This window comes from Methylobacterium sp. WL64 (genome assembly GCF_008039945.1).
GTDB lineage: Bacteria > Pseudomonadota > Alphaproteobacteria > Rhizobiales > Beijerinckiaceae > Methylobacterium.
The window spans coordinates 59,560-85,824 of sequence record NZ_VRVA01000016.1 but is presented as its reverse complement, the minus strand read 5'-3'; the positions used below and the strand labels follow the sequence as shown (position 1 = coordinate 85,824).

23 protein-coding genes are annotated in these 26,265 nt (G+C 69.9%); 13 read left to right on the top strand and 10 right to left on the bottom strand.

The genetic code is table 11. The annotated features are described in order from the left end of the window. The 4 genes from fliF to FV242_RS10910 all read right to left on the bottom strand — a co-directional run. Window positions 1-1,427: flagellar basal-body MS-ring/collar protein FliF (fliF, locus tag FV242_RS10925; protein ID WP_147938932.1), on the bottom strand; the 1,427-nt coding region annotated here is incomplete at its 3' end. 216 nt (window positions 1,428-1,643) lie between these two features. Then, entirely contained in the window at window positions 1,644-1,919 is a 276-nt protein-coding gene (locus FV242_RS10920) for a DUF1153 domain-containing protein (protein WP_007569077.1), read from the bottom strand. Between the two features lie 91 nt (window positions 1,920-2,010). Continuing rightward, the gene (locus tag FV242_RS10915; protein WP_147909831.1) at window positions 2,011-2,694 is read right to left on the bottom strand and encodes a flagellar hook assembly protein FlgD; all 684 of its coding nucleotides are present in this window, start codon (window positions 2,692-2,694) and stop codon (window positions 2,011-2,013) included. A 90-nt stretch (window positions 2,695-2,784) separates the two neighbouring features. Further along, a complete protein-coding gene (locus FV242_RS10910) occupies window positions 2,785-4,350 on the bottom strand; it encodes a flagellar hook-length control protein FliK (RefSeq protein ID WP_147938931.1) in 1,566 nt (521 codons plus the stop codon). A gap of 726 nt (window positions 4,351-5,076) precedes the next feature. On the opposite strand from FV242_RS10910, the gene mnmA reads away from it, so the two are divergent. The 4 genes from mnmA to FV242_RS10890 all read left to right on the top strand — a co-directional run bounded on the left by mnmA (window position 5,077) and on the right by FV242_RS10890 (window position 9,764). Further along, window positions 5,077-6,231 carry a tRNA 2-thiouridine(34) synthase MnmA gene (gene mnmA, locus FV242_RS10905; RefSeq protein WP_147909833.1) on the top strand — a complete coding sequence of 385 codons (1,155 nt, stop codon included), beginning with the start codon at window positions 5,077-5,079 and terminating at the stop codon, window positions 6,229-6,231. A gap of 25 nt (window positions 6,232-6,256) precedes the next feature. Further along, entirely contained in the window at window positions 6,257-6,910 is a 654-nt protein-coding gene (locus FV242_RS10900) for a class I SAM-dependent methyltransferase (RefSeq protein WP_147938930.1), read from the top strand. Beyond that, window positions 6,907-7,689, top strand: coding sequence for a TVP38/TMEM64 family protein (locus tag FV242_RS10895; protein ID WP_147938929.1), 783 nt, complete (start codon window positions 6,907-6,909; stop codon window positions 7,687-7,689). Before FV242_RS10900 ends, FV242_RS10895 begins: the two co-directional genes overlap by 4 nt. A 656-nt stretch (window positions 7,690-8,345) precedes the next feature. Next, complete coding sequence (locus FV242_RS10890) at window positions 8,346-9,764, top strand: HAMP domain-containing sensor histidine kinase (RefSeq protein ID WP_246692668.1); 1,419 nt, start codon at window positions 8,346-8,348, stop codon at window positions 9,762-9,764. A 4-nt stretch (window positions 9,765-9,768) separates the two neighbouring features. On the opposite strand, the gene bioB is transcribed toward FV242_RS10890, so the two are convergent. Then, complete coding sequence (gene bioB / locus FV242_RS10885) at window positions 9,769-10,770, bottom strand: biotin synthase BioB (RefSeq protein WP_147938928.1); 1,002 nt, start codon at window positions 10,768-10,770, stop codon at window positions 9,769-9,771. An 83-nt stretch (window positions 10,771-10,853) separates the two neighbouring features. Then, on the bottom strand, window positions 10,854-11,738 hold the full coding sequence (locus FV242_RS10880; protein WP_147938927.1) for a fumarylacetoacetate hydrolase family protein: 885 nt from the start codon (window positions 11,736-11,738) through the stop codon (window positions 10,854-10,856). A 416-nt stretch (window positions 11,739-12,154) separates the two neighbouring features. Between FV242_RS10880 and FV242_RS10875 the strand changes: the two genes are divergently transcribed. Then, window positions 12,155-13,468, top strand: coding sequence for an OmpP1/FadL family transporter (locus tag FV242_RS10875; RefSeq protein ID WP_246692667.1), 1,314 nt, complete (start codon window positions 12,155-12,157; stop codon window positions 13,466-13,468). A 178-nt stretch (window positions 13,469-13,646) separates the two neighbouring features. Here the strand turns inward: FV242_RS10875 and FV242_RS10870 are convergent, their stop codons facing one another. Further along, window positions 13,647-15,443 carry an alpha/beta hydrolase gene (locus FV242_RS10870; RefSeq protein WP_147938935.1) on the bottom strand — a complete coding sequence of 599 codons (1,797 nt, stop codon included), beginning with the start codon at window positions 15,441-15,443 and terminating at the stop codon, window positions 13,647-13,649. Between the two features lie 193 nt (window positions 15,444-15,636). Here FV242_RS10870 and FV242_RS10865 point away from each other — a divergent pair, with 193 nt between their 5' ends. The 4 genes from FV242_RS10865 (at window position 15,637) to FV242_RS10850 (ending at window position 18,191) form a co-directional block, all read left to right on the top strand. Further along, on the top strand, window positions 15,637-16,038 hold the full coding sequence (locus FV242_RS10865; protein WP_147909846.1) for a hypothetical protein: 402 nt from the start codon (window positions 15,637-15,639) through the stop codon (window positions 16,036-16,038). A 124-nt stretch (window positions 16,039-16,162) separates the two neighbouring features. After that, entirely contained in the window at window positions 16,163-17,380 is a 1,218-nt protein-coding gene (locus FV242_RS10860; RefSeq protein WP_147855603.1) for an LL-diaminopimelate aminotransferase, read from the top strand. 136 nt (window positions 17,381-17,516) lie between these two features. Next, window positions 17,517-17,729 carry a hypothetical protein gene (locus FV242_RS10855; protein ID WP_007567016.1) on the top strand — a complete coding sequence of 71 codons (213 nt, stop codon included), beginning with the start codon at window positions 17,517-17,519 and terminating at the stop codon, window positions 17,727-17,729. 108 nt (window positions 17,730-17,837) lie between these two features. Beyond that, window positions 17,838-18,191: a hypothetical protein gene (locus FV242_RS10850; RefSeq protein WP_147938926.1), complete on the top strand. Its 354-nt coding sequence runs from the start codon at window positions 17,838-17,840 to the stop codon at window positions 18,189-18,191. 25 nt (window positions 18,192-18,216) lie between these two features. Here FV242_RS10850 and FV242_RS10845 read toward each other — a convergent pair whose 3' ends face one another. After that, window positions 18,217-18,558: a DUF3140 domain-containing protein gene (locus tag FV242_RS10845; protein ID WP_147938925.1), complete on the bottom strand. Its 342-nt coding sequence runs from the start codon at window positions 18,556-18,558 to the stop codon at window positions 18,217-18,219. A gap of 187 nt (window positions 18,559-18,745) precedes the next feature. On the opposite strand from FV242_RS10845, the gene prfB reads away from it, so the two are divergent. Further along, a protein-coding gene (gene prfB, locus FV242_RS10840) for a peptide chain release factor 2 (protein WP_147855599.1) occupies window positions 18,746-19,874 on the top strand; the annotation gives its coding sequence in 2 pieces (ribosomal slippage) (window positions 18,746-18,814 and window positions 18,816-19,874; 1,128 coding nt in all). 161 nt (window positions 19,875-20,035) lie between these two features. On the opposite strand, the gene FV242_RS10835 is transcribed toward prfB, so the two are convergent. Together FV242_RS10835 and FV242_RS34485 are read right to left on the bottom strand one after the other, a co-directional pair. Then, window positions 20,036-21,637 (bottom strand): gamma-glutamyltransferase family protein, encoded by a 1,602-nt coding sequence (locus FV242_RS10835; RefSeq protein WP_147938924.1) that lies wholly within the window; start codon window positions 21,635-21,637, stop codon window positions 20,036-20,038. A gap of 177 nt (window positions 21,638-21,814) precedes the next feature. After that, window positions 21,815-21,979, bottom strand: a complete 165-nt coding sequence (locus tag FV242_RS34485; RefSeq protein ID WP_187278394.1) for a hypothetical protein — start codon at window positions 21,977-21,979, stop codon at window positions 21,815-21,817. Between the two features lie 101 nt (window positions 21,980-22,080). Between FV242_RS34485 and FV242_RS10830 the strand changes: the two genes are divergently transcribed. From FV242_RS10830 to FV242_RS10820, 3 genes are all read left to right on the top strand, one after another. Beyond that, entirely contained in the window at window positions 22,081-22,689 is a 609-nt protein-coding gene (locus FV242_RS10830) for a HupE/UreJ family protein (RefSeq protein WP_147938923.1), read from the top strand. Between the two features lie 129 nt (window positions 22,690-22,818). Continuing rightward, window positions 22,819-23,505, top strand: a complete 687-nt coding sequence (locus FV242_RS10825; protein WP_147938922.1) for a metal ABC transporter permease — start codon at window positions 22,819-22,821, stop codon at window positions 23,503-23,505. A gap of 434 nt (window positions 23,506-23,939) precedes the next feature. After that, the gene (locus FV242_RS10820; protein WP_147938921.1) at window positions 23,940-25,589 is read left to right on the top strand and encodes a porin; all 1,650 of its coding nucleotides are present in this window, start codon (window positions 23,940-23,942) and stop codon (window positions 25,587-25,589) included. Window positions 25,590-26,265: the final 676 nt, after the last annotated feature.

Below are 26,265 nucleotides of genomic sequence, written 5' to 3'. Positions count from 1 at the left end.
CCGCTGGGCCCCGCGAGCGCCGGGGCGGCGCCCGGGACCGGCGCCAGCACCTGCCGGACCAGCGGCCGCACCACCGTGAGTAGGACGATCAGCGTCAGGAGCGCCAGCACGGAGAGTTCGGCCATGCGCAGCACGTCCTCCTTGGTCGGCGCCAGCAGCGACTGGATCAGGGTCGGCTCGCTGAATTGCGGCAGGCTCGGCGCCTCGGCGAAGCGCAGGTTCACCACCTCGATCTGGTCGCCGCGCGCCTTGTCGAAGCCGACCGCGCTGCGCACCAAGGCGGTGATCCGCTCGATCTCGGCCGGCGGGCGCGGCGTGTAGGTCTGCTTGCCGTCGGGGGTGGTGGCGTAGATCCCGTCGACCACCACGGCGACCGACAGGCGCTTGACCCGGCCGCCCTCGGCGATCTCGGTCTTGGTGACCTTCGAGATCTCGTAGTTGGTGGTCTCTTCGTTCTTGTTGGTCGCGTCCTTCGGGGCGGGTGGCTTGTCGCCGCCGTTGGCGCCGGGCAGCTCGTTGCCCACCGTGACCTGCCCGTCGGCGTTGCCGGTGACGGCCGATTCGGTCCGCGTCTGGGCCGAGCGCACGACCCGGCTCTCCGGGTCGAAGGTCTCGGACCGGCTCTCGATCCGGTTGAGGTCCAGCTCGGCGTTGACCTGGACCCGGGCCCGGCCGGGGCCGACGATGCCGGCGACGACATCCTCGATCTGGCCGCGCAGGCGCCGCTCCAGACCGAGCTGCCGGTCCTCGAAGCCGCTGGCGGCGTTGGCGTCGGCGTCCTTGGCGCCGTCGGCCAGGAGCCGGCCGCGCTCGTCGACGATCGAGACCCGCTCGGGCTTCAGGCCCTCCACGGCGGAGGCTGCGAGGTGGCGGATCGCCCGCACCTGCCCGGCATCGAGTTCGCCCATCAGCTTCAGGACGATGGCCGCGCTCGGGTTCTCCCGGTCGCGCTCGAACAGGCGCCGCTCGGGCAGGACCAGGTGAACGCGGGCCGCCTGGACCCGGCCGATCGCCCGGATCGAGCGGGCGAGCTCGCCTTCGAGCGCCCGCAGGTGGTTCACGTTCTGGACGAAGTTGGTGGACGAGAACGCGTCGCCCTTGTCGAAGATCTCGTAGCCGACGCCGCCCTGGACCGGCAGGCCCTTGCCGGCGAGGTCCATGCGCAGGCGGGCGAGGTCGCCCCGCGGCGCCATGATGGTCTGGCCGGTGTCGCCCTTCGACTCGTAGCGGATGCCGCGGCTGTCGAGCTCGCGAATCACCGCGGCGGAATCCTGCATCGACAGGTCCGAGAACAGCACGCCCATATCGGGGCGCGAGACCCGAAGGATGATGAAGGCGAAGAAGCCGATGAGGGTCAGCGTCACGGCCGCCATGGCGGCGATCCGGGCCGGTCCAAGCTTCGAGACGAGATCGAGAACCGGCTTCACGGGATGGGTCGCTGCACTCTAACGCTGGCGGAACCCGACGGCCCGCCCGGCAGAAATTGCCCAGCCCGTGGTTAGCGAGGCGTTAATGCCGGGGCCCTCGGGGGCGCAAAGTTGGGTCCTGGAACGAAACGAAGCCGCATCCGGGGTGCGGAGGCGGCTTCGGAGGGGCGTTCTCACGGACCGGGCCCGGGGGCGCGGTCCGTGTTCCGGCCGCTTTCAGTGCCGGTAATGCTGGATCCGGGTCGTCCGCAGCCCGGCGAGGCCGTGCTGGTCGATCGAGAACTGCCAGCTCAGAAATTCCTCGGTGGTCAAGGTGTAGCGCTTGCACGCCTCCTCGAGACTGAGGAGGCCACCGCGCACGGCGGCGACGACCTCTGCCTTGCGCCGGATCACCCATCGACGGGTGCTCGGCGGCGGAAGATCCGCGATGGTCAGAGGACTGCCGTCGGGCCCGATCACGTATTTGACTCTCGGGCGGCTGGGTTCGGTCATGATACGCTCTACACTCGACTGACCTGTCGAGCGTTGAAGGTACTTGCGCTCGCTTAAGAGATGTTGAAGCGGATCACTCGGATATGATTCGTTAGGTGCCACTTGTGGACAACCCTATGCTTTGGACGCTGCTCAGCGGCACTTTCTGAGAGCCGATCATCAGGACCGGCGCCGCTCCGCTGAGGTCGACCGAGTCCACGGTGCCGTTGAGCTGGGTGTCCACGGCGACATTCGCCCCGGTGGCGTCGGAGGCCGAGACCTTGATCGTGTAGGTCCCGTCCGGGGCGGTCAGGCCCGCCGACGTCTTGCCGTTCCAGCCGTAGGTCTGGCTGCCCGCGGTGAGCGACGTGCTCTGCGAGGCCACGACGTTGTTCTTCGAATCCAGGATCGTGACCACCGCCTTCGAGGCCGCCCGGGCGGGCGTCAGGGTCCAGGACGCGGCGCCGTTGGAGAGCTGGGAGCTGCTGCCGTCCGCCGTGATGCTCTTGCCGATATAGCTCGTCGCCGACGCGGAGCTCGCCGATTTCGAAGCGGTCAGGATGCTGTCGAGGCGATCATTGGATTTGAGCTGCTGCTCGACGCCGGCGAACTGCACCAGCTGCTGCGTGAACTGGTTTGTGTCCATCGGATCGAGCGGGTTCTGGTTCTTGAGCTGCGTGGTGAGCAGCGTCAGGAACTGCGTGAAGTTGCTTGCGATCTCGCTGCCGTTGCCGCTCGCGCCGCTGCTCGACGCTGTGGATGACGTGTTGGTAACGTTGGATATCCCGGATGTCATGCGGCTCGCTCCCGTGGCGCGTCGGGGCGAAACGCCGGGACGCATGATGCTTCGATGTCGAATTGCGAGGCGGCTTGATCGCGCATCGCGTCAGATTCGGATGTCGAGGCCGCCGTAGCCGCGCAGCCAGCGCGTCGGCGCAACCTCCTGGGGGGCGTCGGCGCGTTCCTGTCCCCAGGCGGCCGGGCCGCCCCTTGGGGCGTCGCCCTGGCCGCCGTTGGCGCCGCCCTGGGCGTTGCCGTCGCTGCGCAGCGACAGGCTGAGGCCGCCCCCCGAGGGATCGAGCCCGGTCTGGGACAGGGCCTGCTGCAACTGGCCCGCATCGCGCTGGAGCATGGCCAGCGTCTCCGGCCGCTCCACCACCAGGTGGGTCATGACCGTGCCCCGCGCCTTGTCGATCTCGAGCTTGACGTCGATCCGCCCCAGCTCGGCCGGGTCGAGCCGGATCTGGAACTCGCTCGACCCGGCGAGGGAGCGAAGCCCGATGGTCATCGGCACCTGCCCGAGCGGTACCGCCGGATCCGGCGGGGCTTGCACCTGGCTCGGGGCCGGCGCGGCGGCCTGCGTCGTCGCGTTCGACGATCCGGCCGCCTGGGGTGCAAGGAGGGATGCGTCCGGATTGCCATGGGCGGGGGCCGGGGCCTGCATACCGGTAGCTTGACCGGGAGCTTGGCCGGCATCCGCCAGGGCGGTCAAAAAATCCTGGCCGGCGGCCGCGCTCGAGGCCGCCTCCTTGCCCGCAGGATCGGCCGTGCCGGCTTTGACCGCTTCGACCGGGCTGGCGCCCTGAGCCGAGAGCTTCCCCAACGAAAGAGGGCCGGCCTTGGGCCCGGAGACCGCGAGGTCGGGCTTTGCTCCAGCCGCGCCCGCGGCCTGCGTCGGCGCCGTCCCCGAACCGGCGAGCCCGGTACCGCCCGAGCCGACGCCTCCGACGTCCTTGGCCCCGCCGTCCGCCGCTGCGCCGCCGGCCACGAGCGGGGCCCCCTTCATTAAACCGGCCAGGAGAGCCGTCAGCGTTCCCGGCATGGCCGGGCTCGCCGATGGAGGCGCGGTCTGGGCCGACACGTCGCTCGGCGCCGGTTCGATCTGCGCCGTCTCGGCCGCGGCCGGATCGCCGGCTTTCGGGTCGGTCCCGGCTGTGGTGGCATCCGTCGCGCCGGGGGCCGGCTCTCGCGTCACTGCGTCGGAGGCTTGCTGCGCCCTCGGATCCGTGACCCGGCCGGCCCCGGCGGAGGCGGGATCCGACGGTTTGGCCGGCGCCTGTGTCGCGGTGCGGGTCGTCGCGGGCCGCGTATCGGCAGCTGCCGTCCTCTGAGTCTGCGCAGGTCGCTCGGGCAGCTTGGGAAGATTGGCGGGGCGGGCATCCGGTCGGGCGGCGGCGCGGGCCTTCGCGGTCTCGGCGGCATCCCGGACGCGTTCCGCGGCCGTGCGGGCCGCATCGGCCTGGCTGCGCTGGCTCTCGTCGCGGGTGCGAGCCGCCGCAGCGGCGTCCCGGGCCCGGGACGCGCTCAGAGCCGCGCCGAACCGATCCTGCGACGAGTCGCCGGCCCGGGCGGCGACGCCGGCCGCATCCCAGCCCGATCGCGGCGTGGCCGAAGAACGGGCGGACGGAATCCACCCGGTGACATCCAACCGATCCGTTGCACCGCTCGCCATGCTGGGCTCCCCTCGACGACGATCGAGCAAGGGCCAGGCCATCGGGGCGCTCGCTTAAGTATCGGAACAATAACGACTTTTATGTTCTGGTCCTGAGCGCGGGATTTTGCCCGGGTCTGAAGCTGCCGCGCGCCCGGCAGCATTTGCCGGGTGGAGGTCACGCGGGCGCTGGGTATGGGCAGCGCGGAGAGACATCCGCGACTCCCGCCCGTCATAGCGGGCGTGGACGACCCCCATCGTCACCGCGGCGGCGTGACATGCCCCCGCTCCCCGTGCGGGCTACACGGGTTGGCCGATTCACTTCCTGAGGATCGAGACTCCATACCGTAGAACCCGCATGGTCGTTCCGCGGCGCCGCATGCCAGCCCGAAAGCTAGAAATGCTGTTGGTGCAAGAGCTCGAAAGGTCGGCGGCTCTGGATTCCTGGCTCCGCTGCGCGGCCCCGGGATGTTGGCGCGTGGCGGCATCGATCGAGCCGCCGCTCGGAGACCAAGACGGGGGAGGGACGGCCTACCCGATGCCCGGATCGGATGTCCTTCGAACCGCCGCTCCGCGAAAAGGCCGCCCGCACGGCCGCCGGCCGAGCGATCCACGCCCGGCACCGAGCGCGCCCAGATCATCGCGACCCATTCCCGAAAACCCCACCCTGGAAAGCCGATCGGAGTCCCGCTATAGACAGGCCGTGCAGCCGAGACGCCTTCCAGCCGGCGGCGGCGGACCCCTGCGATGAACGCCCTCGACCTTCCCAAGCCAGCCCACGAGACGCGCGTCGTCGTCGCCATGTCGGGCGGCGTCGATTCCTCCGTGGTTGCGGGGTTGCTGAAGCGGCAGGGCTTCGACGTGGTCGGGGTCACGCTCCAGCTCTACGATCATGGCGCCGCGACCCATCGCAAGGGCGCGTGCTGCGCAGGCCAGGACATCAACGACGCCCGCGCGGCCGCCGAGCATCTCGGTATCCCGCATTACGTCCTCGACTACGAGGACCGGTTCCGCGACGCGGTGATCGAGAAGTTCGCCGAGAGCTACCTCGCGGGCGAGACCCCGATCCCTTGCGTCGAGTGCAATCGCACCGTGAAGTTCCGCGATCTGCTCGGGCTGGCCCGGGACCTGAACGCCGACGCCCTGGCCACCGGGCATTACGTGGCGAGCCGGGCCCTGCCGGGGGGCGGCCGGGCGCTGCACCGCGCCCTCGATCCGGCCCGGGACCAGAGCTATTTCCTCTACGCCACCACGGCCGAGCAGCTGGATTTCCTGCGCTTTCCCTTGGGCGAGATGTCCAAGGCCGAGACCCGGGCGCTGGCCAAAGACCTCGGCCTGTCGCTGGCGGAGAAGCCCGACAGCCAGGACATCTGCTTCGTGCCGCAGGGCCGCTACAGCGACGTGATCGCCCGGCTGCGCCCGGATGCGGCTCGGCCCGGCGAAATCGTCGATCTCGGCGGCCTCGTGCTCGGGCAGCACGAGGGCATCGTCCATTATACGGTCGGCCAGCGCCGGGGCCTCGGCCTGTCCGGCTCCGAGCCGCTCTACGTCGTGCGCCTGGAGCCGGACACCGCCCGGGTCGTGGTCGGCCCGCGCACCGCCCTGGCGACGACGCGCATCCGCCTCTCGGACCTGAACTGGCTGGGTGAGGGCCCGGCCGGCTCGGTTCACGACCTGCCGGTGGCGGTGCGCGTCCGCTCGACCCGGCCGCCGCGGCCGGCGACGCTCACCATCGCGCCGGACGGAACCGCCGAGGTGGTGCTGGCCGAGCCCGAGGACGGCGTCTCGCCGGGCCAGGCCTGCGCGCTCTACGGCGACGACGGCCCCCGGGCCCGTGTTCTGGGCGGCGGCACCATCCGCCGGGTCGATGCGTTGTCGGCCCGGCCCCGAGAAGCCGCCTGATCTCAATCTCTGGATAATCCGAACGATGCTGAGCGAGCCGCAGATGGCCGGGCCGAGCACGGCCCTGATGCGCAAGGCCTATGCCCGCTGGGCCCCTGTCTACGACGTGGTCTACGACAAGCTCACCGAGCCCGCGGCCCGCGCGGCCGTGGAGGCCGCGGCCGAGCACGGGCCGCGCATCCTGGAGGCCGGCGTCGGCACCGGGCTGGCGCTGGGCTACTACCCGAAGGCGAGCTTCGTCTGCGGGGTCGACCTCTCCGAGGACATGCTCAAGCGCGCCCGCGCCAAGGTGAAGCGCCGCAACCTGGCCCACGTGAAGGGCCTGCAGGTGATGGATGTCTGCCACCTCGGCTACGCCGATGCGAGCTTCGACGCGGTCGTGGCGCAGTTCCTGATCACCCTGGTCCCAGACCCCGAGGCCGCGATGTCGGAGTTCCTGCGGGTGGTCCGGCCCGGTGGCGGCATCGTGCTGGCCAACCACTTCGGCCAGAGCGACGGCCCGCTCGCCCGGGTCGAGGAGGTCGTGGCGCCGCTCTGCACCAAGATCGGCTGGTCGTCGGACTTCAAGGCGACCCGGATCGAGGTCTGGGCCCGGCGCAACGGCGTCGAGGTGCTGGGGCTAAAGCCGACCTTCCCGGGCGGGTTCTTCAAGATCCTGCGGATGCGCAAGCCCGGGTGAGCGACGTCGGGCTCGCGTCCGTCCCGGAGGGACGCTGGAAGCGGCTGCGACGGTGGCTGCCGCTTGCCCTGCTCCTGAGCATCTCGGCTGTCGTGCTGGTCTCGGGCGTCGCGCAACTCCTGAGCCTCGACCGGCTGCTCGCCTCGCGGGCGTGGCTGCATGGCTTCGTCGAGGCCGGGTACGTGCGCGCCGTCGTGGCGGCCTACCTGGTCTACGTCGCCTCCGTGGTGGTCTCGGTGCCGGCCACGCTGTTCCTGACCATGATCTGCGGCTTCCTATTCGGGATCGTCCCGGGGGCGCTCACGGCGGTCTGCGCGGCCACCACCGGGGCGGCGATCGTGTTCGCCATCGGCAAGGGACCCGGGGCCGATCTGCTGCGCCGGATGGGCGGGACGCGGCTCGCGGCATTCACGGACGCGTTCCGGCGGGACGCCTTCGGGTACATCGCGGTGATGCGCCTGCTGCCGCTGTTCCCGTTCTGGATGACGAACCTCGCGCCCGCCGCCTGCGGGGTGAAGATGCGGGTCTTCGTGCTGGCGACCTTTTTGGGCCTGCTGCCCGGCGCCCTGGTCTACGCCACAACCGGCGCCGGGATCGAGGACGTGGTCGCAGCCCACGAGGCCGCCAAGGCCGCCTGCCTCGCCGCGGCGACCGCCGGTTGCGACGAGGCTCTGACCTTGAGGGCCCTGGTCACGCCCAAGATGGTGGCCGGGCTGGCGATGCTCGCCGTGTTCGCGCTCGGCAGCGTCCTGTTGAGCCGCCGGTTCCGGCGCGCCTGAGCCCGGTGCGTCCGGCGCGGCATTCGGGTCTTGGGGCGCCAACCATCAAATGGATGCCGGTTCGGACCAAGAGCGCGCGTAACATCGAGGATGGGAACGGCTCTCGCGTGACTGAGTATCCGGTTAAAAATTTCTGTCCGCGCGCAAATTTATTCTTCACTCTGTGTGGCGCGAGGGTCTAATCGTGTGGCCTGGGCGTTCCGCGTGACGGCAGCCCCGTTCCGCCCCAGGACGGTCGCCGGAGATTGGCATTTTGGATTTTCATCTGGTCCAAGTTGTTGATCAGGTGAGCTTTTTTGGGTCCTAGGCTGTGGGGCATCGGCGTTGCTGGCGTGGCGATCACCCGATCGCCGGCGGTGTTTTCGTGTTCCGGAGCTTACCGTATGGGCCGTCGCGCACGCGCGCGACACAGGCGCTGAGACGGTGGACTTCTTTCGAGGTGCTCTAAGGTACATGCAACCTCGACCCTATCGTGCTCGTATAGTGCCCGCGGGAATGCCCCCTGTATTCCCGGCTTTGAAACGACGGCGTTACACCATGTCCCGCGCGAAGGCCGTAAACGGCTTGAGCTCTCGCAAATGCCAGCCTACCCCCATCCGCCCGCGATGCCCGGTGGGAGCGTGATGGGCGTGGCCGTCGAATCCGACCCGGTCACGATGCCGGCGGCGGCCGCCGCTTCACGCGAGGTGCCCGAGCGGCGTCCGGCGCGCCTCGGCCTGTCCGGGCGGCTGTTCCTCGTCACCGTCGCCTTCGTGGTGGTGGCCGAAGTGCTGACCTACGTGCCGGCGGTGGCCAATTACCGGATCGAGTGGATGTCCGACCGGGTCGCGGCCGCGCAGGTCGCCGCCCTGGTCCTCGACGGCCGGACCGGCGAGCCGGTCTCGGAGGCGCTGGAGAGCCGGCTGCTCGCGGGGGTGAACGCCCGGGCGATCGCGGTCCGCGGCGGCGGCGCCCAGCGTCTGCTCGCCATCGAGCCGGTGCCCGAGACGGTGGCCGACACGGTCGACCTGCGCGACGTCACGGCCCTGTCGACCATCCGGGGGGCGTGGCGGACCCTGGTCGCGCCGGTCCGCGAGCCGATCCGGGTGATCGGGGAGGGGGGCATCGGCTTCGACCGGGTCGAGGTCCTGCTCGACGAGGCGCCGCTGCGCGCCGCGATGATCGACTACGCGCTGCGCCTGCTGGTCTCGTCGCTTATCATCGCGGCGTCGGCGGCCGGGCTGGTCTTCGTGGTGCTGCAGGTGCTGATCGTTCGCCCGGTGCGGCGGCTCGCCACCAACATCACGGCCTTCGCGGAGAACCCGGAGGATGCCGGCCGGATCATCGCGCCGTCCCGCCGCCGCGACGAGATCGGCCAGGCCGAACGCGCCCTCGGCCGGATGCAGCGCATCCTGGCCGACCAGCTCCGCCAGAAGCGGCGGCTGGCCGAGCTGGGGTTGGCGGTCAGTAAGGTCAGCCACGAGCTGCGCAACCTGCTCACCGGGGCCCAGCTCCTCGGCGACCGGCTGGAGGACACCGCCGACCCGATGGTCCAGCGGGTGGCGCCGCGCCTGGTCGGGGCCATCGCCCGGGCCATCCGGTTCTGCGAGGCGAGCTTGGCCTATGGGCGCGTCTCCGAGCGTGCGCCGACGCTCAGTTCGACGCCGCTGGCGCCGCTCTTCGCCGAATTGCCGGACCTCGCCGCGCTCGCCGCGCGCAGCGTGCGCGTCCTCGTGGACGCCGGCGAATGCCGCGTGCAGGCCGACCCGGAGCAGCTCGCCCGTGCGCTGGCCAACCTGGTCCGCAACGCCGTGCAGGCGCTGGACGGGGCCGCGGTGCCGGAGGCCGAGGTGCGGGTCACCGCCTGCCGCGACGCGCCGGGCCGGGTGACCATCCTGGTGGAAGACAACGGCCCCGGCCTGCCGGCGCGGGCCCGGGAAAACCTGTTCTCGCCGTTCCAGGGCTCGACCCGCTCGGGCGGCACCGGGCTCGGCCTGCCGATCGCCGCCGAGCTGATCGGCATCAACGGTGGCAGCCTGACCCTGGATCCGGAGGAGGGCGGCGCCCGCTTCCGGATCGTGCTGCCCGAGGGCTGACGCGCTACTCGGCGGCGGCCAGGATCGGCTCCGCCACGCGGATACCGAGATCCTGCAGCAGCGCGGCGTCGGAATCCGCCTCGTTGTTGGCGGTGGTCAGCAGGCGCTCACCGTAGAAGATCGAGTTGGCCCCCGCGAGGAAGCAGAGGGCCTGCGCCTCGCGGCTCAGCGCCTTGCGTCCGGCGCTGAGGCGCACCCGGGCCTTCGGCATCACGATGCGGGCGGTGGCGCACATCCGCACCATGTCGAACGGATCGACGGGCGCGGCCTTGTCGCCGAGCGGGGTGCCGGCGACGGGGGCCAGCGCGTTGATCGGCACACTCTCCGGATGCGGCGCGTGGTTGGCCAGCACGTGCAGCATCGCGACCCGGTCGCCGACGCCCTCGCCGAGGCCGATGATGCCGCCGCAGCAGACGCCGATGCCGGCCTCGCGGACCCGCTCCAGCGTATCCAGGCGGTCCCCGTAGGTCCGGGTCGAAACGATCTTGTCGTAGTAGTCCGGCCCGGTATCGAGGTTGTGGTTGTAGGCGGTGAGCCCCGCCTCGGCCAGGCGCTCCGCCTGGCTGGCGGTCAGCATGCCGAGGGTGACGCAGGCCTCCATCCCGAGGCCGCGCACACCCCGCACCATGTCCAGCACCGAGTCGAACTCCGCGCCGTCCCGCGGGCTGCGCCAGGCTGCGCCCATGCAGAAGCGGGTCGCACCGTTGGCCTTGGCGGTCGCGGCTTCGGCCAATACCGTATCCACCGGCATCAGGCGCTGGCGCGACAGGCCGGTGCCCTTGTGATGCGCCGATTGCGAGCAGTAGCCGCAATCCTCCGGGCAGGCGCCGGTCTTGATCGAGAGCAGGCTCGCGCGCTGGACGTCGCTCGGGTCGTTGTGCGCCCGGTGCACGGCGGCGGCCCGATACACGAGGTCGAGCAACGGCAGGTCGTGGATCGCGCGGATCTCCGCGACGCTCCAGTCGTGGCGGAAATCGGAGGCGTGCGGGTCGGCAGCTTGGCTCATGATGTCTTCTTGAGGGGGATCGGTGGCCAAAATCAAGCGCCCTTCGGGCCGCCGCCATCCGGTGCGGAGGCGGCGGCGGCGCTTCAGTGCGTCGGCTCGCCGGCCGAGACCTTGGCGGTCCAGTCGTCGAAGGCGATGACCTTCTGGCGCTGCTCGCCCAGGCGCTCGATGCGCAGGACCATCTCGTCGCCGGCCTTCAGGTAGCGCGGCGGCTTCATGCCGAGGCCGACGCCGGGCGGGGTCCCGGTGGTGATCACGTCGCCGGGCTCGAGCAGCATGAAGTGCGACGCGTAGGCGACGAGCTGGGGCACGTCGAAGATCATGGTCGCGGTCGAGCCCGTCTGGCGGCGCTCGCCGTTGACGTCGAGGCTCATGGCGAGGTTCTTGAGGTCGGGGATCTCGTCCAGCGTCACCAGCCAGGGGCCGAGCGGCCCGAAGGTCGGCGCGCTCTTGCCCTTGGTCCAGGTCGGGCCGCGCTCCAGCTGCCATTCGCGCTCGGAGACGTCGTTGCAGATGCAGGCCCCCGCCACGTAGCTCAGCGCCTCGTTGGCGTGGACGTAGCTCGCCCGGCGGCCGATCACCACGGCGAGCTCCACCTCCCAGTCGGTCTTGGCCGAACCCTTGGGGATGATCACCGTGTCGTTCGGCCCGCACAGGCTGGACGGCGCCTTGTTGAAGATGATCGGCTCCGAGGGGATCGGAGAGCCGGTCTCGGCCGCGTGGTCGGCGAAGTTGAGGCCGATGGCGACGACGTTGCGGGTGCCGCCGACGCAGGGGCCGAGCCGCGTGTCCGCCGACAGCTTCGGCAGGGTCTCGGGATCGAGGGCCCGCAGCCGCTCCAGGGATTCCGGCGCCAAGGCCGGGCCGGCGATGTCGCGGACGATGCTGGACAGATCGCGCAGGCCGCCCTGCGCATCCACGAGGCCGGGCTTCTCATCGCCGCTCGGGCCGTGCCGGAAGAGCTTCATCGCCGCGACTCCTCATCCTTCCCTGGAACCGGTCTACGCCGGGCGCCGGGACCATGGCCGCGCAGGACCGCCGGTGCAAGCGCGTCGGCGGCGGCGGCGCGCAATTTCGGGGTGTCGCAACTTGGCAACATCGTGGCAAAAAAGTGCACATTCTGATGCAAGCTGATATATTATGCATCTCTATATCAGGCCGGCGAAAAACAGTCTGTCCAGCAAGATAAGCAGGTTTGATTGCCTAACCGGGCGATAAAACCCCGCCATGAATCTGTCGATCGTCGACGCCTCCGGCATCGGCCAGGCTCTCGATCACCGTTGCGGTCGAGCGGGGGAAACCTGCACCATACCGGCAACGGCGCCGGACCGGGACACGGTCGAATCAGGGCGCCCGAACAAGCCATCCAGTTCGGGGGGAGCAGATGAACGGGACAATGCGCGCATGGGTGCTCGCGGCCTCGGTGGCGGCGATCGGCACTGGCGAGGCGCGGGCCGGAGCCTTCGGCATCCGCGAGCAGAGCACCCAGGCCCAGGGGCTGTCCTTCGCGGGTGCGGCCGCCGGCTCCGGCGGCGTCTCGTCGATGTTCTGGAATCCCGCGGTCATCACGATGAACCCGGGTTTCGTCTCCGAGCAGAACCTGACCTATATCGGCCTCTCCTCCGAGATCCGGACGGCGCCCGGGACCAATCCGGGCTTCGCGCGCCTGGGCGATTCCGGTGATATCGGACAGGGCGCCGTGGTGCCCGCGGGGGCGACCTCCTACCAGATCAACGACCGCCTGTGGCTCGGCCTCTCGACGGGTGCGCCCTTCGGCCTCGTGACCAAGCCCCGGCAGGTCTGGGCCGGCGAAGTCTACGGGCGCTCGTCCCGGATCTTCTCGCTGGCGTTCAATCCGGTGATCGGGTTCAAGGTCAACGAGTGGCTGTCGCTCGCCGCCGGACCGAACATCGAGTATTTCCGATTGACCCTGCGGCAGGCCCTGCCGGTCCCCGGCATCGCGCCGACCGTGTATCCCAGCGCGTTCCTCAAGGGTGAATCCTGGGGCGTCGGCTTCACGGCGGGCGCCACCCTGACGCCGCGCGACGGCACCGTGATCGGCATCGGCTACCGCTCGTCCGTGCATCACGACATCGACGGCTCGATCGGCGTGCCGCTGGTGGCGCTGGCGCCGACGGCCGGGCAGGTGCGTGCGAAGCTCAACACCCCGGACAAGCTCAGCGTCGGCCTGGTCCAGGCGATCTCGCCGGTCGCCCGGGTCGATCTCGGCTTCGAGTGGGATCAGTGGTCGCGGCTCGGCACGGTCGGCATCGTCTCGAACCGCCTCGGCCTGCCGGTCAGCAACCTGCCGCTGAACTACAAGGACGGCTACACCTACTCGATCGGTGCCGAGTACGACGCCGCGCCGAACCTGACCGTGCGGACCGGCTTCGCCTACGAATCCTCGCCGATCGACTTCCGCAACCGCTCGGTGCGGCTGCCCGACGGCGATCGCTACATCGCCTCGGTGGGCGCCAGCTACCGCTGGAACGAGCGCCTGACCCTGAACCTCGCCTACTCGCACTTCTTCCTCGACCGGTCGCGCATCCTCGCGGGGGTCGGGCGCGACTACAATGTCGGCAACATCGCCTTCGCGGGCGTGGTCGATTCGAGCGCCGACATCGTCTCGGTCGGCTTCCGCTACATGTTCGGCGCCCCGCCGCCGGCCGCCCCGGCGCCGCTGATCCGGAAGTACTGAGGAGAGGTGCTCTCCCTCTCGAAGGACGGCTCTCGATCCGCCCGCGTCTCCCTCCCCCGCCGAAGGGGGAGGGAGACGCGGTGTCTCCGGTCTCTTCCGCCGGCCCCGACGCGTGGGTCAGCGGCACATCCGACGAAGCCCGCCCATCGATCCGTAAGACGAGGCCGGCGCGGTCCCCTCAGGCGCGCATCCGGACATACGTTCCCGGAGCCGGGCCGAGCGACGGCAGCGCGTCGCCGCCGGGCTTGCGGGCCGGGACCCGCTCGGGGGCCTGGGCCTCGATCCACTGGAACCAGTAGGGCCACCACGAGCCCTTTGTCTCCACCGCCGCCGCGACCCAGTCCTTGAGTTCGCCCTTCACCGGCCCGCCGGTCCAGTAGCCGTATTTCGGCTTGTAGGGCGGGTTGACGACTCCGGCGATGTGGCCCGATCCCGCCAGCACGTAATCGACCTTGCCGCCGAAGGTCTTCGAGCCCTCGAACACCGAGATCGCCGGGGCGATGTGGTCCTCCCGGGTGGCGAGATTGAAGATCGGCACCTGCACCTTCTTCAGGTCCAACCGGACGTTGCCGAGGACCATCTTGCCCTGGGCCAGGCTGTTCTCGAGATAGCAATTGCGCAGGTAGAACGAGTGGTTGGCCGCCGGCATCCGGGTGGCGTCGGAGTTCCAGTACAGCAGGTCGAACGCCGAAGGCGGCTTGCCCTTGATGTAGTTGTTGACGACGTAGGACCAGATCATGTCGTCCGGCCGCAGCATGTTAAAGGCGTTGGCCATGCGGCTGCCCTCCAGGTAGCCCCGCTCGGCCATGCGGGCCTCGACCTGGCGGATCTGCTCCTCGTCGGCGAACACCTTGAGGTCGCCCGCATGGGTGAAGTCCACCTGCGTGGTCAGCAGGGTCGCGCTCTTGATGCGGCGGTTGCCCGTGGCGGCCTGCATGGCGAGCGTCACCGAGAGCAGGGTGCCGCCGACGCAGTAGCCGGCCGCATGGACCTCGCTCTCGCCCGTGGCGACCCCGATCGCGTCGATCGCCGCCTCGATGCCCTCACGCATGTAGGACTCGAAGTCCTTGTCGGCGTGGCGCGCGTCCGGGTTCACCCAGGAGATGCAGAACACCGTCAGCCCCTGGTCGACCATCCACTTCAGGAAGCTCTTCTGGGGGTTGAGGTCGAGGATGTAGAACTTGTTGATCCAGGGCGGCACCATCAGGAACGGGCGCTTGAGCACCGTCTCGGTGGCGGGCGCGTACTGGATCAGCTCGATCAGGTCGTTGCGGAACACCACCTCGCCCGGGGTCACCGCGACGTTGCGGCCGACCTCGAACCCGCTCGGATCGGTCTGGCGCACCCGCAATTGCCCGCCGCCGGCGGCCAGATCCTCCTCGTACATCTTGAGGCCGCGCACCAGGTTGGCGCCGCTCTCGTGCAGGGTGTGGCGGATCAGCTCCGGATTGGTCGGCAGGAAGTTCGACGGCGACAGCATGCTGGTGAGCTGGCGCAGGTAGAACTGCGCCTTGTGGCGGGTGCGCTCGTCGACGCCCTCGGCCTCGTCGACGAGGCCCTCGGCCCAGCGGGTGGCGATCAGGTAGCCCTGCTTGAGGAAGTCGAAATACGGGTTGGTCGACCACTCGGCGTCGCTGAAGCGGCCATCCTTGGGCTCGGGCACCGCCACCGGATCGGCCTGCTGGCCCTGGAGGCGCAGGTAGGTCGTCCCCCACAGCGTCAGGAAGGCCTGGGACAGCTTGGTCTGGGCCTCGGCGCTGCGGCTCGGGTCCGAGAGCCACGCCTCGGCGATCTGGCCGAGCGTCTTGACCGCCTCGTTGATCTCCCCGGAGGTGTCGTTCGCCTGGGCCTCGGGCGCGAGCATGCGGGCGGCGCTGCGCCCCAGCGCCTCCACGAACTGGCCGGCATTGCGCGACAGGGCCTCGATATCCGGCATCGGCGGCGTGATGCCGTCCGGCATGGCGCCGTTGGCCATGCCGGTCCGGGCGGCAGCTTGGTCCGGCGCCTGCGTCCGCGGGCTCGTCACGCGTGCCTCCCCTGTGTGGTGTTTCGGCTCGACTGACCGTGAGCCTCGTTTCCGACAAATTAAGGAGCGAGCGAGAGGTTGCACCAGCCCGTTTGCGCGTGTCGCGAAACATCCGCGCGATCTTCTCATGACCCATGTGCTCATGCACCGCGCCTTTTTGAACCCCACCGGCCGGCGGCCCGGCGGCCCGGGACCGGCGCGGGGCCTCGCCCTGGCGGTGCTGGCCCTCACGGCGGCACCGCTGGGCGCCTGCTCGGGGGATGCGGTACGCACGCTCGCCACCGATGCGGGCTACGGGCCCCGGGTCGTGGCCGCGCCGGATTTCGTGACCGAGACCCGCGGCCAGGAGACGCCCGCCTTCATGCCGGTGGGCGTCGACGCGCCCAAGCGCCCGATCCGGGCCAAGTCGTCCGAGGGCCAGAAGGCGCTGGAGGCCGAACTCGAAGGCGCCCGCGGCCGCAACGAGAGCCGCGGGCGCGCCGCCGCAAGCGCCGGCCGGGGGGCCGCAGCCGCGATCAAGCCTGTGCCCGCAGCAGAGCAATAAAGCCGCCGATCCGGCTCGAGTTTTTCTGAGTCGGCGGCGACGTGCATCTCTGCTAGAGCGAATCCTTCGCGCGACCGACACCAACGAGAGACGCCAGATTCGGGACGCGCCGATGGATACGCCCATGACCGACTTCCACCGCATCAAGCGCCTGCCGCCCTACGTCTTCGAGCAGGTCAACCGGATCAAGGCGACCGCCCGCGCCCAGGGCGCCGACATCATCGATCTCGGCATGGGCAACCCGGACCTCGATGCGCCGAAACACGTCATCGCCAAGCTGTGCGAGACGGCGGGCCGGCCGCGGACCGACCGCTACTCCGCCTCCAAGGGCATCGCCGGCCTGCGCCGCGCCCAGGCGGGCTACTACCAGCGTCGCTTCGGCGTGAGCCTCAACCCCGACACCCAGGTGGTGGCGACGCTGGGCTCGAAGGAAGGCTTCGCCAACATGGCCCAGGCGATCACCGCGCCGGGCGACGTGGTGCTGGTGCCGAACCCGAGCTACCCGATCCACGCCTTCGGCTTCCTGATGGCCGGCGGCGTGATCCGCTCAGTCCCGGCCGAGCCGACCCCGGCCATGTTCCCGGCGCTCGAGCGGGCCATGCGGCACTCGATCCCGAAGCCCGTGGCCCTGGTGGTCTGCTACCCGTCGAACCCGACCGCCTACGTGGCCGACCTCGATTTCTACCGGGACCTCGTCGCCTTCGCCAAGCAGCACGAGCTGATCCTGCTCTCGGACCTCGCCTACGCGGAGGTCTATTTCGACGGCAAGCCGCCGCCCTCGGTCCTGCAGGTCCCGGGCGCGATCGATTGCACCGTGGAGTTCACCTCGCTGTCGAAGACCTACTCCATGGCCGGCTGGCGCATGGGCTTCGCGGTGGGCAACGAGCGCCTGCTGGCGGCGCTGTCCCGGGTGAAGTCCTATCTCGATTACGGCGCCTTCACGCCGATCCAGGTCGCCGCCACCGCGGCCCTCAACGGCCCGGATGACTGCATCGACGAGATGCGGGCGACCTACAAGAAGCGCCGCGACGCGCTGGTCGAATCCTTCGGCAAGGCCGGCTGGACGATCCCGGCGCCCGCGGCCTCGATGTTCGCCTGGGTCCCGATCCCGGAGCGCTATCGGGAGATGGGCAGCCTCGAATTCTCGAAGCTGCTGCTCGAGAAGTCCGACGTCGCCGTGGCGCCGGGCATCGGCTTCGGCGAGTTCGGCGACGAGTATGTCCGCATCGCCCTGGTCGAGAACGAGCAGCGCATCCGGCAGGCCGCGCGCAACATCCGCCGGTTCTTCGACGGCGGCGACAAGACCCTCCACAACGTCGTGCCGATGGCCCAGGCCGTCTGAGATCGGGCCGGCCCCGATTGTTGCCGCCGGGCGACAGGCTCCGTCAAAGGGCGCGTCGTCCCGCGCCGGCGCTTGTCAGGGCGGATCGCGATGCGCAGGGTTCGGCACGGGGGTCCTCCCGCGTCCCGAGAGTTGCATGCGCCGCCTGAACCTCATCGCCGCCCTGCTGCTCGCCGCCGCGGCCTCGGCCTGTGCGCCGAACCCGATCATCGCGCGGGACCCGGTGCCGGCCCCGGGCCCGACGGATGTCTACGCCTGCGATTCCAAGCCGTTGCCGGTCAACGCCTTCATGTCGGATTGCCGGCCGGTGCCGGCGAGCCCGCAGGTGGTGCTGCGCGCCCGCGGCTGAGCCGGCGTTCCGGTAACCGGTCCGCCCGCGAGCGCCGGACAGGCCGCCCGCGATAAGCTAGAGTGTAGGCCTGACGCCGGCCCGGCCGGTCCCGTGACGGAGCATTGCGTGAGCACCAAGACCCTGATCGCCGCCGGATTGCTCGGCCTCGTCGCCCAGGGCTCGGCCGCCGAGCCGGCCTTCCCGCCGGGGATCCCGCAGCCGCGCGCCTATGTCTTCACCGCCCCCAACGGCCCGACGGTTCTGCAGACCGAGGGTTGCTGCCAGGTGCTGGTGCCGCCGGGCCGTCCCGACCTCGCCGTCCCGCCGATCCCGGTGGCCCAGGTGATGAACGGCGGCGGCTTCGGCTATACCGGGTTCGACTATTACAACGACCAGATCACCGAGAGCCGGTTCGGTGCGCACAAGCGCCCCAAGGAATACGTGATCGCCCCGTCCTACCTCGTGCCGCCGCGCTACTGAGCCGGACGGGCGCCGAGCCCGGGCCTCAATCCTTGTGCGGATCGTGGCCCCAGTTCATCAGCGACATCCGCCAGGGGGAGTCGGGATCCTTGCGGGCGTCGCCGCCCTGCTTCAGATGGCGGTGGACGTAGCCCACGACCTTGCGCATGGCGGCATAATCGTCGTCGGTGAGATCCGCCTTCTTCTTGTCCTTGATCGCCAGGATGCGCCGGCCCATCGCGTGGCCGGTGGATTCGTCGCCGCCCGCCTCCTTCTGGCCGACCGCCTGGCTCGCCGCGCCGTCGAGGTGCTTGCGCAGCGCCGCCGGCGTCATGTTGACGGCGTCGTCGAAGTCGCTCCACGTCTGCGCGTGATCGTCCTCCGCCATCCTGGTCGCCTCCGCGTTCCTGCCTGATCCGTCCCCGACAACGCGCCGCCCGCTTGCCGGCTCGCGCACCACCCTGCGGTCGGGCGCCGCACACTGACCGCGCGGGCCGCCGGCCCGCCGTTTACAGGGCGGCTCCCGGGCGGTATCACCCCGGCCCGACCCATCACCCTCATTCCCGAAAAACCAAATGCGCGCCGAGATCGAGCAAGCCTCGGATGCCGCCAAGCAGTCTATAGGGCTGCTGAGGAGGCATCTTTGACTGGGATACTGTCGATAAACGTCTCGCGGAGCTGAACGCAGCCTCCGAGAACCCCGACCTGTGGAACGATGCCGACGCCGCGCAGAAGGTGATGCGCGAGCGCCAGCAGCTCGACGAGGCGGTCTCCTCCATCCGCAAGCTCGAGCGCGATCTCGAGGACGGCGCGACGCTGATCGAACTCGGCGAGATGGAGGGCGACGAATCCTCGATCCGCGAGGGCGAGGCCGCGATCCTCGCCGTCGAGAAGGAGGCCGCCAGCCGCCAGGTCGAGACCCTCCTGTCCGGCGAGGCCGACGGCTTCGACACCTATCTCGAAGTCCATGCCGGTGCCGGCGGCACCGAGAGCCAGGACTGGGCGAACATGCTCCAGCGCATGTACGGCCGCTGGGCCGAGCGCCGGAAATACAAGGTCGAGATCGTCGAGTGGTCGGACGGCGAAGAGGCCGGGATCAAGGGCGCGACGCTCCTGATCAAGGGCCACAACGCCTATGGCTGGCTCAAGACCGAGTCCGGCGTGCACCGGCTGGTGCGGATCTCGCCCTACGATTCCAGCGCCCGGCGCCACACGAGCTTCGCCAGCGTCTGGGTCTATCCGGTCATCGACGACCGGATCGAGATCGAGATTAAGGAATCGGACTGCAGGATCGACACCTACCGCTCGTCCGGCGCCGGCGGCCAGCACGTCAACACCACCGATTCCGCGGTGCGCATCACCCACAATCCGACCGGGATCGTGGTGGCGTGTCAGCAGGAGCGCTCCCAGCACAAGAACCGCGCCACGGCGTGGAACATGCTGCGCGCCCGGCTCTACGAGGCCGAGTTGAAGAAGCGTGAGGAGAAGGCCAGTGCCGAGGCCGCAGCCAAGACCGATATCGGTTGGGGCCACCAGATCCGGTCCTACGTGCTCCAACCCTATCAGCTGGTGAAGGACCTGCGCACCGGCACCCAGTCCACCGATCCGGACGCGGTGCTCGACGGCTCCCTCGATCCGTTCATGGAGGCCTCGCTGGCGCAGCGGGTCTATGGCGGTTCCGAAGAGGTCGAGGACATCGACTGATTCTGTGCGGGCGATGCACCTTCCGACCGGGAGGCGCCAGGATGGTCGCTCATCGGCTCACCCGGGCCGCGATGTGGTCCCTCTCCCGCCCGGGAGAGGGGACCCGCGTTGCGTCCGCGCATCCCTGATCCGGCAGCCCCGAACGCGGGGCCGCCGGCCCCTCAATACCCCATAGCCGCCCCGTCCTTGCGCGGGTCCGAGCCCGCCACCAGCGTGCCGGCCGCGCGGTCGATCCAGATGATCTGGCCGCCGCCCAGCGGCAGAGGCGCCCGGATCGCCGGGTGGCCGCGCGCGATCAGTCCGGCCATCGCGGCGTCCGAGATGCCGGTCTCGAGTTCCAGGCTGTCGCCATACGCGAAGCTGCGCGGGGCATCGAGCGCGGCCTGCACGTCGAGGCCCCGGTCGAGGATGCCCGACAGCAGCTCGACATGGCCCATGGCCTGGTAATGGCCACCCATCACGCCGAACGGCGCGACCGCCTGTCCGTCCTTCATCAGCATGCCCGGGATGATCGTGTGCATCGGCCGCTTGCCCGGCCCGATGCTGTTCGGGTGCCCGGCTTCCGTGCGGAACGACAGGCCGCGGTTGTGCAGCAGCACGCCGCTCTCCGGCGCCAGGATGCCCGAGCCGAAGCCCTGGAACACCGAGTTGATCAGCGACAGCGCGTTGCCGTCCCGATCGACCACGCAGAGATAGACGGTGTCCTTGTGGGCCCGCTCCTCGGCGATCTCCCGGGCGATCTCGGGATAGATCTCCGGCACCCGCGCCCGACCCATGTCGATCGCCCCGTGGGCGGCGGCCTTCCAGGCATCCGACAGCAGGTGCTCCACCGGCACCCGGGCGAGGGCGGCGTCGCCGAACAGCACGTCCCGGTGATGGTAGGCCTGCTTGCAGGTCTCTGCGAACAGGTGGAGCCGGTCCAGGTCCGACAGGGCGCCGATGTCGTGATGCGACAGCACGTTCAGCATCATCAGCGCCGCGAGGCCCTGGCCGGCGGGCGGGCACTCGTAGACGTCGTAGCCGCGGTAGCGGGTCGAGACCGGCGTGACCACGTCCGGCCGCGACGTGGCGAAATCATCCCGGGTGTGCAGGCCGCCGAGGGCGTTGAGCCGGCGGACCATGTCGTCGGCCACCGGTCCTTCATAGAAGCCGCGCGGGCCCTCGTCGGCGATGCGGCGGAGCGTGGCGGCGAGTTTCGGCAGCCGGAAGACGCTGCCGATCGCCGGGGCCTTGCCGCCGATCAGGTAGGTCCCGGCGGCGTGGGGGTCGCCGGCCACCCGGGGCACGCCGCGCAACCAGTCCCAGCCGACGCGCTGCTGGATCACGAACCCGTCCTCGGCGTAGCGGATCGCCGGCTGCAGCAATTCACCCAGCGGGCGCGTGCCGTGCTGGCGCACCAGCATGTCCCAGGCTCCGATCGCCCCCGGTACCGTGACCGCGTGCGGCGAGGCCGGCGTGATCGCGGCGCCGTGCTCGGCGTACCAGTCGGGCGTGGCGGCGGCCGGCGCCCGGCCTGACCCGTCCAGCGCGATCGGCCGGGAGGCGCCAGCCGGGGCATAGAGGGCGAAGCAATCGCCGCCGATGCCGGTCATCAGCGGATCGACCACGCACTGCACCGCCACCGCGGCGATCCCGGCATCGACGGCGTTGCCGCCCGCGCGCAGGATCTCGATGGCGGCCAGGGTCGAGGCGGGATGCGAGGTCGCGACGGCGGCGTTGGCGGCGTAGACCGGGGAGCGCCCGGGTGCGGAGAAATCTCTCACGGGAAATCCTGTCCTGTGCGATCGAGCCGCTGGTCGTCCGCCCCCGCCGGAGAAGGGGCGCCGCCACCGCTCATGCCGAACCGCCGGCGAGGCCCTCTCGGCGCCGGCGTGAAACGGTATCATGTATTCAAGTGATCCGCAGCGCTACGGCCGCCGGTGCTGAACCCCGGTTCCTTGTCACGCCGTCTCGATGATCGAGACCTTGCCGTCGCGCTCGACGATGCCGACCGCGACCGTGTCGAACTCGTCCAGGCCTTGCTGGCGGGCGGCGGTGCGGATGTCGGCCTGCTGCACACGCGGCGCCTCCCGATACCCATCCAGGGCGAGATTCTCCGCGTGCAACCGCGGTGTCCCGCCCAAGGCCGGAGGGGCCGCGGGCCGGGGCACTCGCCGTGCCGCGGGATCGGCGCTACCTTCGGTCTTACAACCGCGAAGGATATCCGATGAAGCGCCTGCTCGCCGCCCCGCTCGTCTCCAGCCTTGCCGCCCTTCCCGCCGCGTTCGCGCTGCTGCCGCAGGCGGCTCTGGCCCATCCCGGCCACGGGGCTGCGCTCGGCGCCGGGGCCGGCTTCCTGCATCCGCTGCTCGGCGCCGACCACGTGCTGGCGATGGTCGCGGTCGGGCTGCTGGCGGCCCTGCGCGGCGGCCGGGCGCTCTGGGCACTGCCTCTCTCCTTCCTGGCGCTCATGAGCGTGGGGGCGGGCCTGGGGATGGCCGGCGTCGCGCTGCCCTATGCCGAGACCGGGATCGCACTCTCCATCGTGGTGTTCGGCGTGGCCGCGATCGTCGGCCTGCGGGCGCCGGTTGCGCTGCTCGCCAGCCTCGTCGGCGTGTTCGCGGTGTTCCACGGCTACGCCCACGGCGCCGAGATGCCGGAGACCGCCTCGGGCCTGGCCTTCGGGTTCGGCTTCCTGGCCGCGACCGCGCTCCTGCACGGGGCCGGGATCGGGCTTGGAATCACCGCGTCGCGGCTTGGCGCCACCCGGGCCGCGCCGGCCCTCGGCGCCGCCGTCGCGGCGGCGGGCCTCGCGCTGCTGGCGTTGCCGGCCTGAGCGCTACCGTCCCGGTTACACCCGTCCGCAGGGGCTTGATGTCACGGGCGCGAGGGGCTGACACGGTTGCGCCGAGTCCCAGGTCATGCGCGCCGCCACCGTTCCGGCGGCGATAGGACTCCCGCCACCATGTCAAAACTCCCGACCCTCGCCCTCGCGAGCCTCCTGGCGCTCGCCACCTCCGCACACGCCGCCGCGCCGCCCGAGCGCCTGCGCGGCACGATCGAGGCCGTCGAGGGCGGCGGCTTCACCCTCAAGACCCTGGACGGGAAGAGCCAGCGGGTGACCCTGGCGCCGGACGCCAAGGTCTCCTGGGTCGTCCCGGCCCAGCTCGATCAGATCAAGGACGGCGTCTTCATCGGAACCGCCACCAAGGGCGAGCCGCCGATCGCCCTGGAGGTCGTGCTGTTCCCGGAATCGATGCGCGGCACCGGTGAGGGCCATTACGACTGGGATATGCTTCCCGATCACACCGGCAGCGCCGCGGTGAAGAGCACCATGACCAACGGCACCGTGAAGGCCGCCGTACCCGCGACCGCGCCGGACGCCCCCCGGGTCAAGAGCGCGATGACGAACGGCACCGTGAAGGCGAGCGGGAGCGGCGCGGAGCGCACCCTCACGGTCGATTACGGCAAGGGCCAGTCGCTCCAGATCCTGGTTCCGCCGCAGGCCCCGGTGGTCACCTTCGAGGCTGCGGATTCCGGTGCGATCACCGCCGGCGCCAAGGCGTTCGTGGTGGCTGCGCGGGGCGAGGACGGCAAAGTCACGGCGCGGCGCGTCGCCGTCGGCAAGAACGGCCTGACGCCGCCGATGTGAAGTGCGGTCGGGCGCAAAGCCCGGCGCGCCGTCTCGACAACCTTTGATGACGCCGCCGCAGCCGCCGGCGTCACCCCCACGTTCGGACCGCCCCGGCCCTTCCCGGTGCTCGGGCGGTCCCGTCCATGCCCGGTTCGACAGCACTCCTGCCACTCCGGAAAGCATATCGGTACATCCGGCAAGCTGTTGCCGGCTAACGCGTTCTGATATTGTTGCCGGGCGGCAACATCGCACAGGAACCAATTTATCCGAGCCGAATTCTGATTGCTCGCCGAAACCCGTTCGCACATGGTGATCGTGCACGGGGGCATCGCCAAGCGAGAGCCCGCAGGAGCCTGCCACCCAAGACGCAGGCCAAACCTACAAGACGAGCGGCAAGATCCGGAAAACCGGGCATGTCCGCATCATCGGGTCTCGAAGCTTTGGAGATGTCTATGAAGCTCTTGAAGAGCTCACTGCTCGGTTCTGCAGCCGCCTTCGCGGCCATCGGAGCCGCACACGCCGCCGACCTTCCGGTCAAGAAGGCGGTTCCGATCGAGTACGTCCGCGTCTGCTCGGCCTACGGCGCCGGCTTCTTCTACATTCCCGGCACCGACACCTGCCTGCGTCTCTCCGGCCGCGCCCGGTTCGAGGGCGGCTACATGACCAGCTACTCGCGTCAGTTCGGTAACGGCGGCGACACCTCGGGCTACCAGGGTCGCATGCGCATCAACCTCGATGCCCGCACCCAGACCGCTTACGGCACCCTGCGCGCCTTCGTGCGTTTCGATGCCGGCGCCCGCACCGGCTATTCCGGCGTCGGCACCTCCGGCACCCAGCAGCGTATCGGCCAGGCCTATCCCGGCCTCGGCATCGACAGCTTCGGCCGCGACCAGCAGTTCGCCAACGTCGACAAGGCGTTCATCCAGTTCGCCGGCCTGACCGCCGGTCGTGCGTCTTCGTTCTTCGACTTCTACGCTCACGATTTCGAGCTCGCCGGCGCCACCGCGGGTTCGGACATCGCGTCCACCAACCTGCTCGCCTACACCGCCACCCTCGGCAACGGCCTGTCAGCCACGATCTCGGCCGAAGACCCGGTCTTCCGCCGCAGCCCGATCTACTCGCCGTCCAACAACCCCGGCGGCGTCACCGTCAACGCGTCGATCGCGAACTTCGCGCAGACCAATTCGCCGGCTCCGGTGTTCATCGGTTACACCGGTGCCACCCCCACCCGCTTCAGCCAGGTCGATGTGATCCAGCGTTCGCGGATGCCGGACGTCGTCGGCGCCCTGCGCCTCGACCAGGCCTGGGGTTCAGCCCAGGTCTCCGCGGCAGTTCACGAGTTGAACGTCGGCAACGTCCAGAACGGCGCTGGTACCGGCACCGGCTCGAACGTCAGCATCCCGCACGCCAACAACTCGTATGGCTACGCGGTGCAGGGCGGTCTGAAGATCAACACCCCGTTCATCGCTCCGGGTGATGCGCTCTACCTGCAGGGTGCCTACGGCAGTGGCTCCCAGCTCTACACCGGATACTCCTCGTTCAGCGGTTCCTACTCGCAGAACGCCGCGACCATCCAGGGCCAGAAGTTCAACCAGTTCTTCAACGACGCGAGCGTCAACCCGTTCACGGGGCAGCTCGAGCAGTCGCAGAGCTTCACGGTTGTCGCTTCGTACCTGCACTACTGGTCGCCGGAGTGGCGCTCGGCCGTCTTCGGCTCGTACGGTGAGATGGACTTCACCCAGCGTGCTCGTTCTGCTCAGGGTGCAGCGTTCTCGGTCATCAACCCGAACGGAACGAACAGCTTCGGCGCCAACGCGGTTGGTGTGCCCGGCACAAGATTCTATCAGCTCAGCGAAGCCCTGCGCGACACCTACCAGTTCGTCGCCGGTGCGAGCTTGATCTGGTCGCCGGTGAAGGACCTCGATATCGGTGTCGAGGGCTACTACACCCAAATCGGTGTCAAGAACGGACGCGTGATCGACAAGGACAAGGATCCGACCGCTTACTCCCGCGTCGGTGCGATCAATGCCGGTGGCGCAGTTGCTACCACCACGGCGGACTCGGTGTCCTCCTTCCGCTTCCGCGTCCAGCGCGACTTCTAAGCCGCATCGTCGGCGCGGGGACACACCCCCCGCGCCGCTTCCACGGATCTCAAGGCCCAGCCCTCCGGCTGGGCCTTTTTCGTTGTCGGCGGGCGCGATGACGCCGGACGCCGCGCCTGCTCCGCTTCCGGACGTCGCCGCGGCAGGGCCGCCGCCGAACGGTTCCCGGCGGCGCCGCCACACACGGGCTCCGGACCGAACCCGCGAAGCCCGCATCCGGCACGGATCCCGGCCCGACCGCGTCTCCTGACCGCGTCTCCAGCCCTCGCCGCTGACCGGCTCTGGGTTCCGGTGCCCGGGGCGCACCGCTCGAACGCCACGCTCTCCCCATGCCCACCGCGTCCCGACGCGCCGCCGTGGCTGTCGTCCGGCAGCGCACGAATCGATTCGCGAATCCGGTCGAATCACGGACGGAATCGGCGCGACGGATCTTCACGGACCGGCCGTGGCGATCGTTACCGACGCACGGCGTTGTGCCCAAAGCGGCCGGCGACCCGGCCGCTCGAGACAAAGCGCCGCCGCGTCCGCAAGGGATGAGCCTGGGCCCGGATGTATCCGCGGATTCAGGCGCGCGCAGATAAAAATTTTGGCCGCGGTAATATCTCTCGAGAGACGTTCGCAATAAATATCCGCGCTAGAATTTCCGCTTATAAAATCATTGCACTCAGTAATACTT

Bases quoted from the DNA above. Each gene is read 5' to 3' on its own strand.
- FV242_RS10875 (WP_246692667.1), top strand. From the start codon at position 12,155: ATGAACGGGACAATGCGCGCATGGGTGCTCGCGGCCTCGGTGGCGGCG.
- mnmA (WP_147909833.1), top strand. From the start codon at position 5,077: ATGAACGCCCTCGACCTTCCCAAGCCAGCCCACGAGACGCGCGTCGTC.
- FV242_RS10890 (WP_246692668.1), top strand. From the start codon at position 8,346: ATGCCGGCGGCGGCCGCCGCTTCACGCGAGGTGCCCGAGCGGCGTCCG.
- FV242_RS10870 (WP_147938935.1), bottom strand. From the start codon at position 15,443: ATGGCCAACGGCGCCATGCCGGACGGCATCACGCCGCCGATGCCGGAT.
- FV242_RS10910 (WP_147938931.1), bottom strand. From the start codon at position 4,350: ATGGCGAGCGGTGCAACGGATCGGTTGGATGTCACCGGGTGGATTCCG.
- FV242_RS10900 (WP_147938930.1), top strand. From the start codon at position 6,257: ATGCTGAGCGAGCCGCAGATGGCCGGGCCGAGCACGGCCCTGATGCGC.
- FV242_RS10825 (WP_147938922.1), top strand. From the start codon at position 22,819: ATGTCAAAACTCCCGACCCTCGCCCTCGCGAGCCTCCTGGCGCTCGCC.
- bioB (WP_147938928.1), bottom strand. From the start codon at position 10,770: ATGAGCCAAGCTGCCGACCCGCACGCCTCCGATTTCCGCCACGACTGG.
- FV242_RS10830 (WP_147938923.1), top strand. From the start codon at position 22,081: ATGAAGCGCCTGCTCGCCGCCCCGCTCGTCTCCAGCCTTGCCGCCCTT.
- FV242_RS10920 (WP_007569077.1), bottom strand. From the start codon at position 1,919: ATGACCGAACCCAGCCGCCCGAGAGTCAAATACGTGATCGGGCCCGAC.
- FV242_RS10855 (WP_007567016.1), top strand. From the start codon at position 17,517: ATGCGCCGCCTGAACCTCATCGCCGCCCTGCTGCTCGCCGCCGCGGCC.
- FV242_RS10915 (WP_147909831.1), bottom strand. From the start codon at position 2,694: ATGACATCCGGGATATCCAACGTTACCAACACGTCATCCACAGCGTCG.
- FV242_RS10860 (WP_147855603.1), top strand. From the start codon at position 16,163: ATGACCGACTTCCACCGCATCAAGCGCCTGCCGCCCTACGTCTTCGAG.
- FV242_RS10880 (WP_147938927.1), bottom strand. From the start codon at position 11,738: ATGAAGCTCTTCCGGCACGGCCCGAGCGGCGATGAGAAGCCCGGCCTC.
- FV242_RS10845 (WP_147938925.1), bottom strand. From the start codon at position 18,558: ATGGCGGAGGACGATCACGCGCAGACGTGGAGCGACTTCGACGACGCC.
- FV242_RS10820 (WP_147938921.1), top strand. From the start codon at position 23,940: ATGAAGCTCTTGAAGAGCTCACTGCTCGGTTCTGCAGCCGCCTTCGCG.
- FV242_RS10865 (WP_147909846.1), top strand. From the start codon at position 15,637: ATGCACCGCGCCTTTTTGAACCCCACCGGCCGGCGGCCCGGCGGCCCG.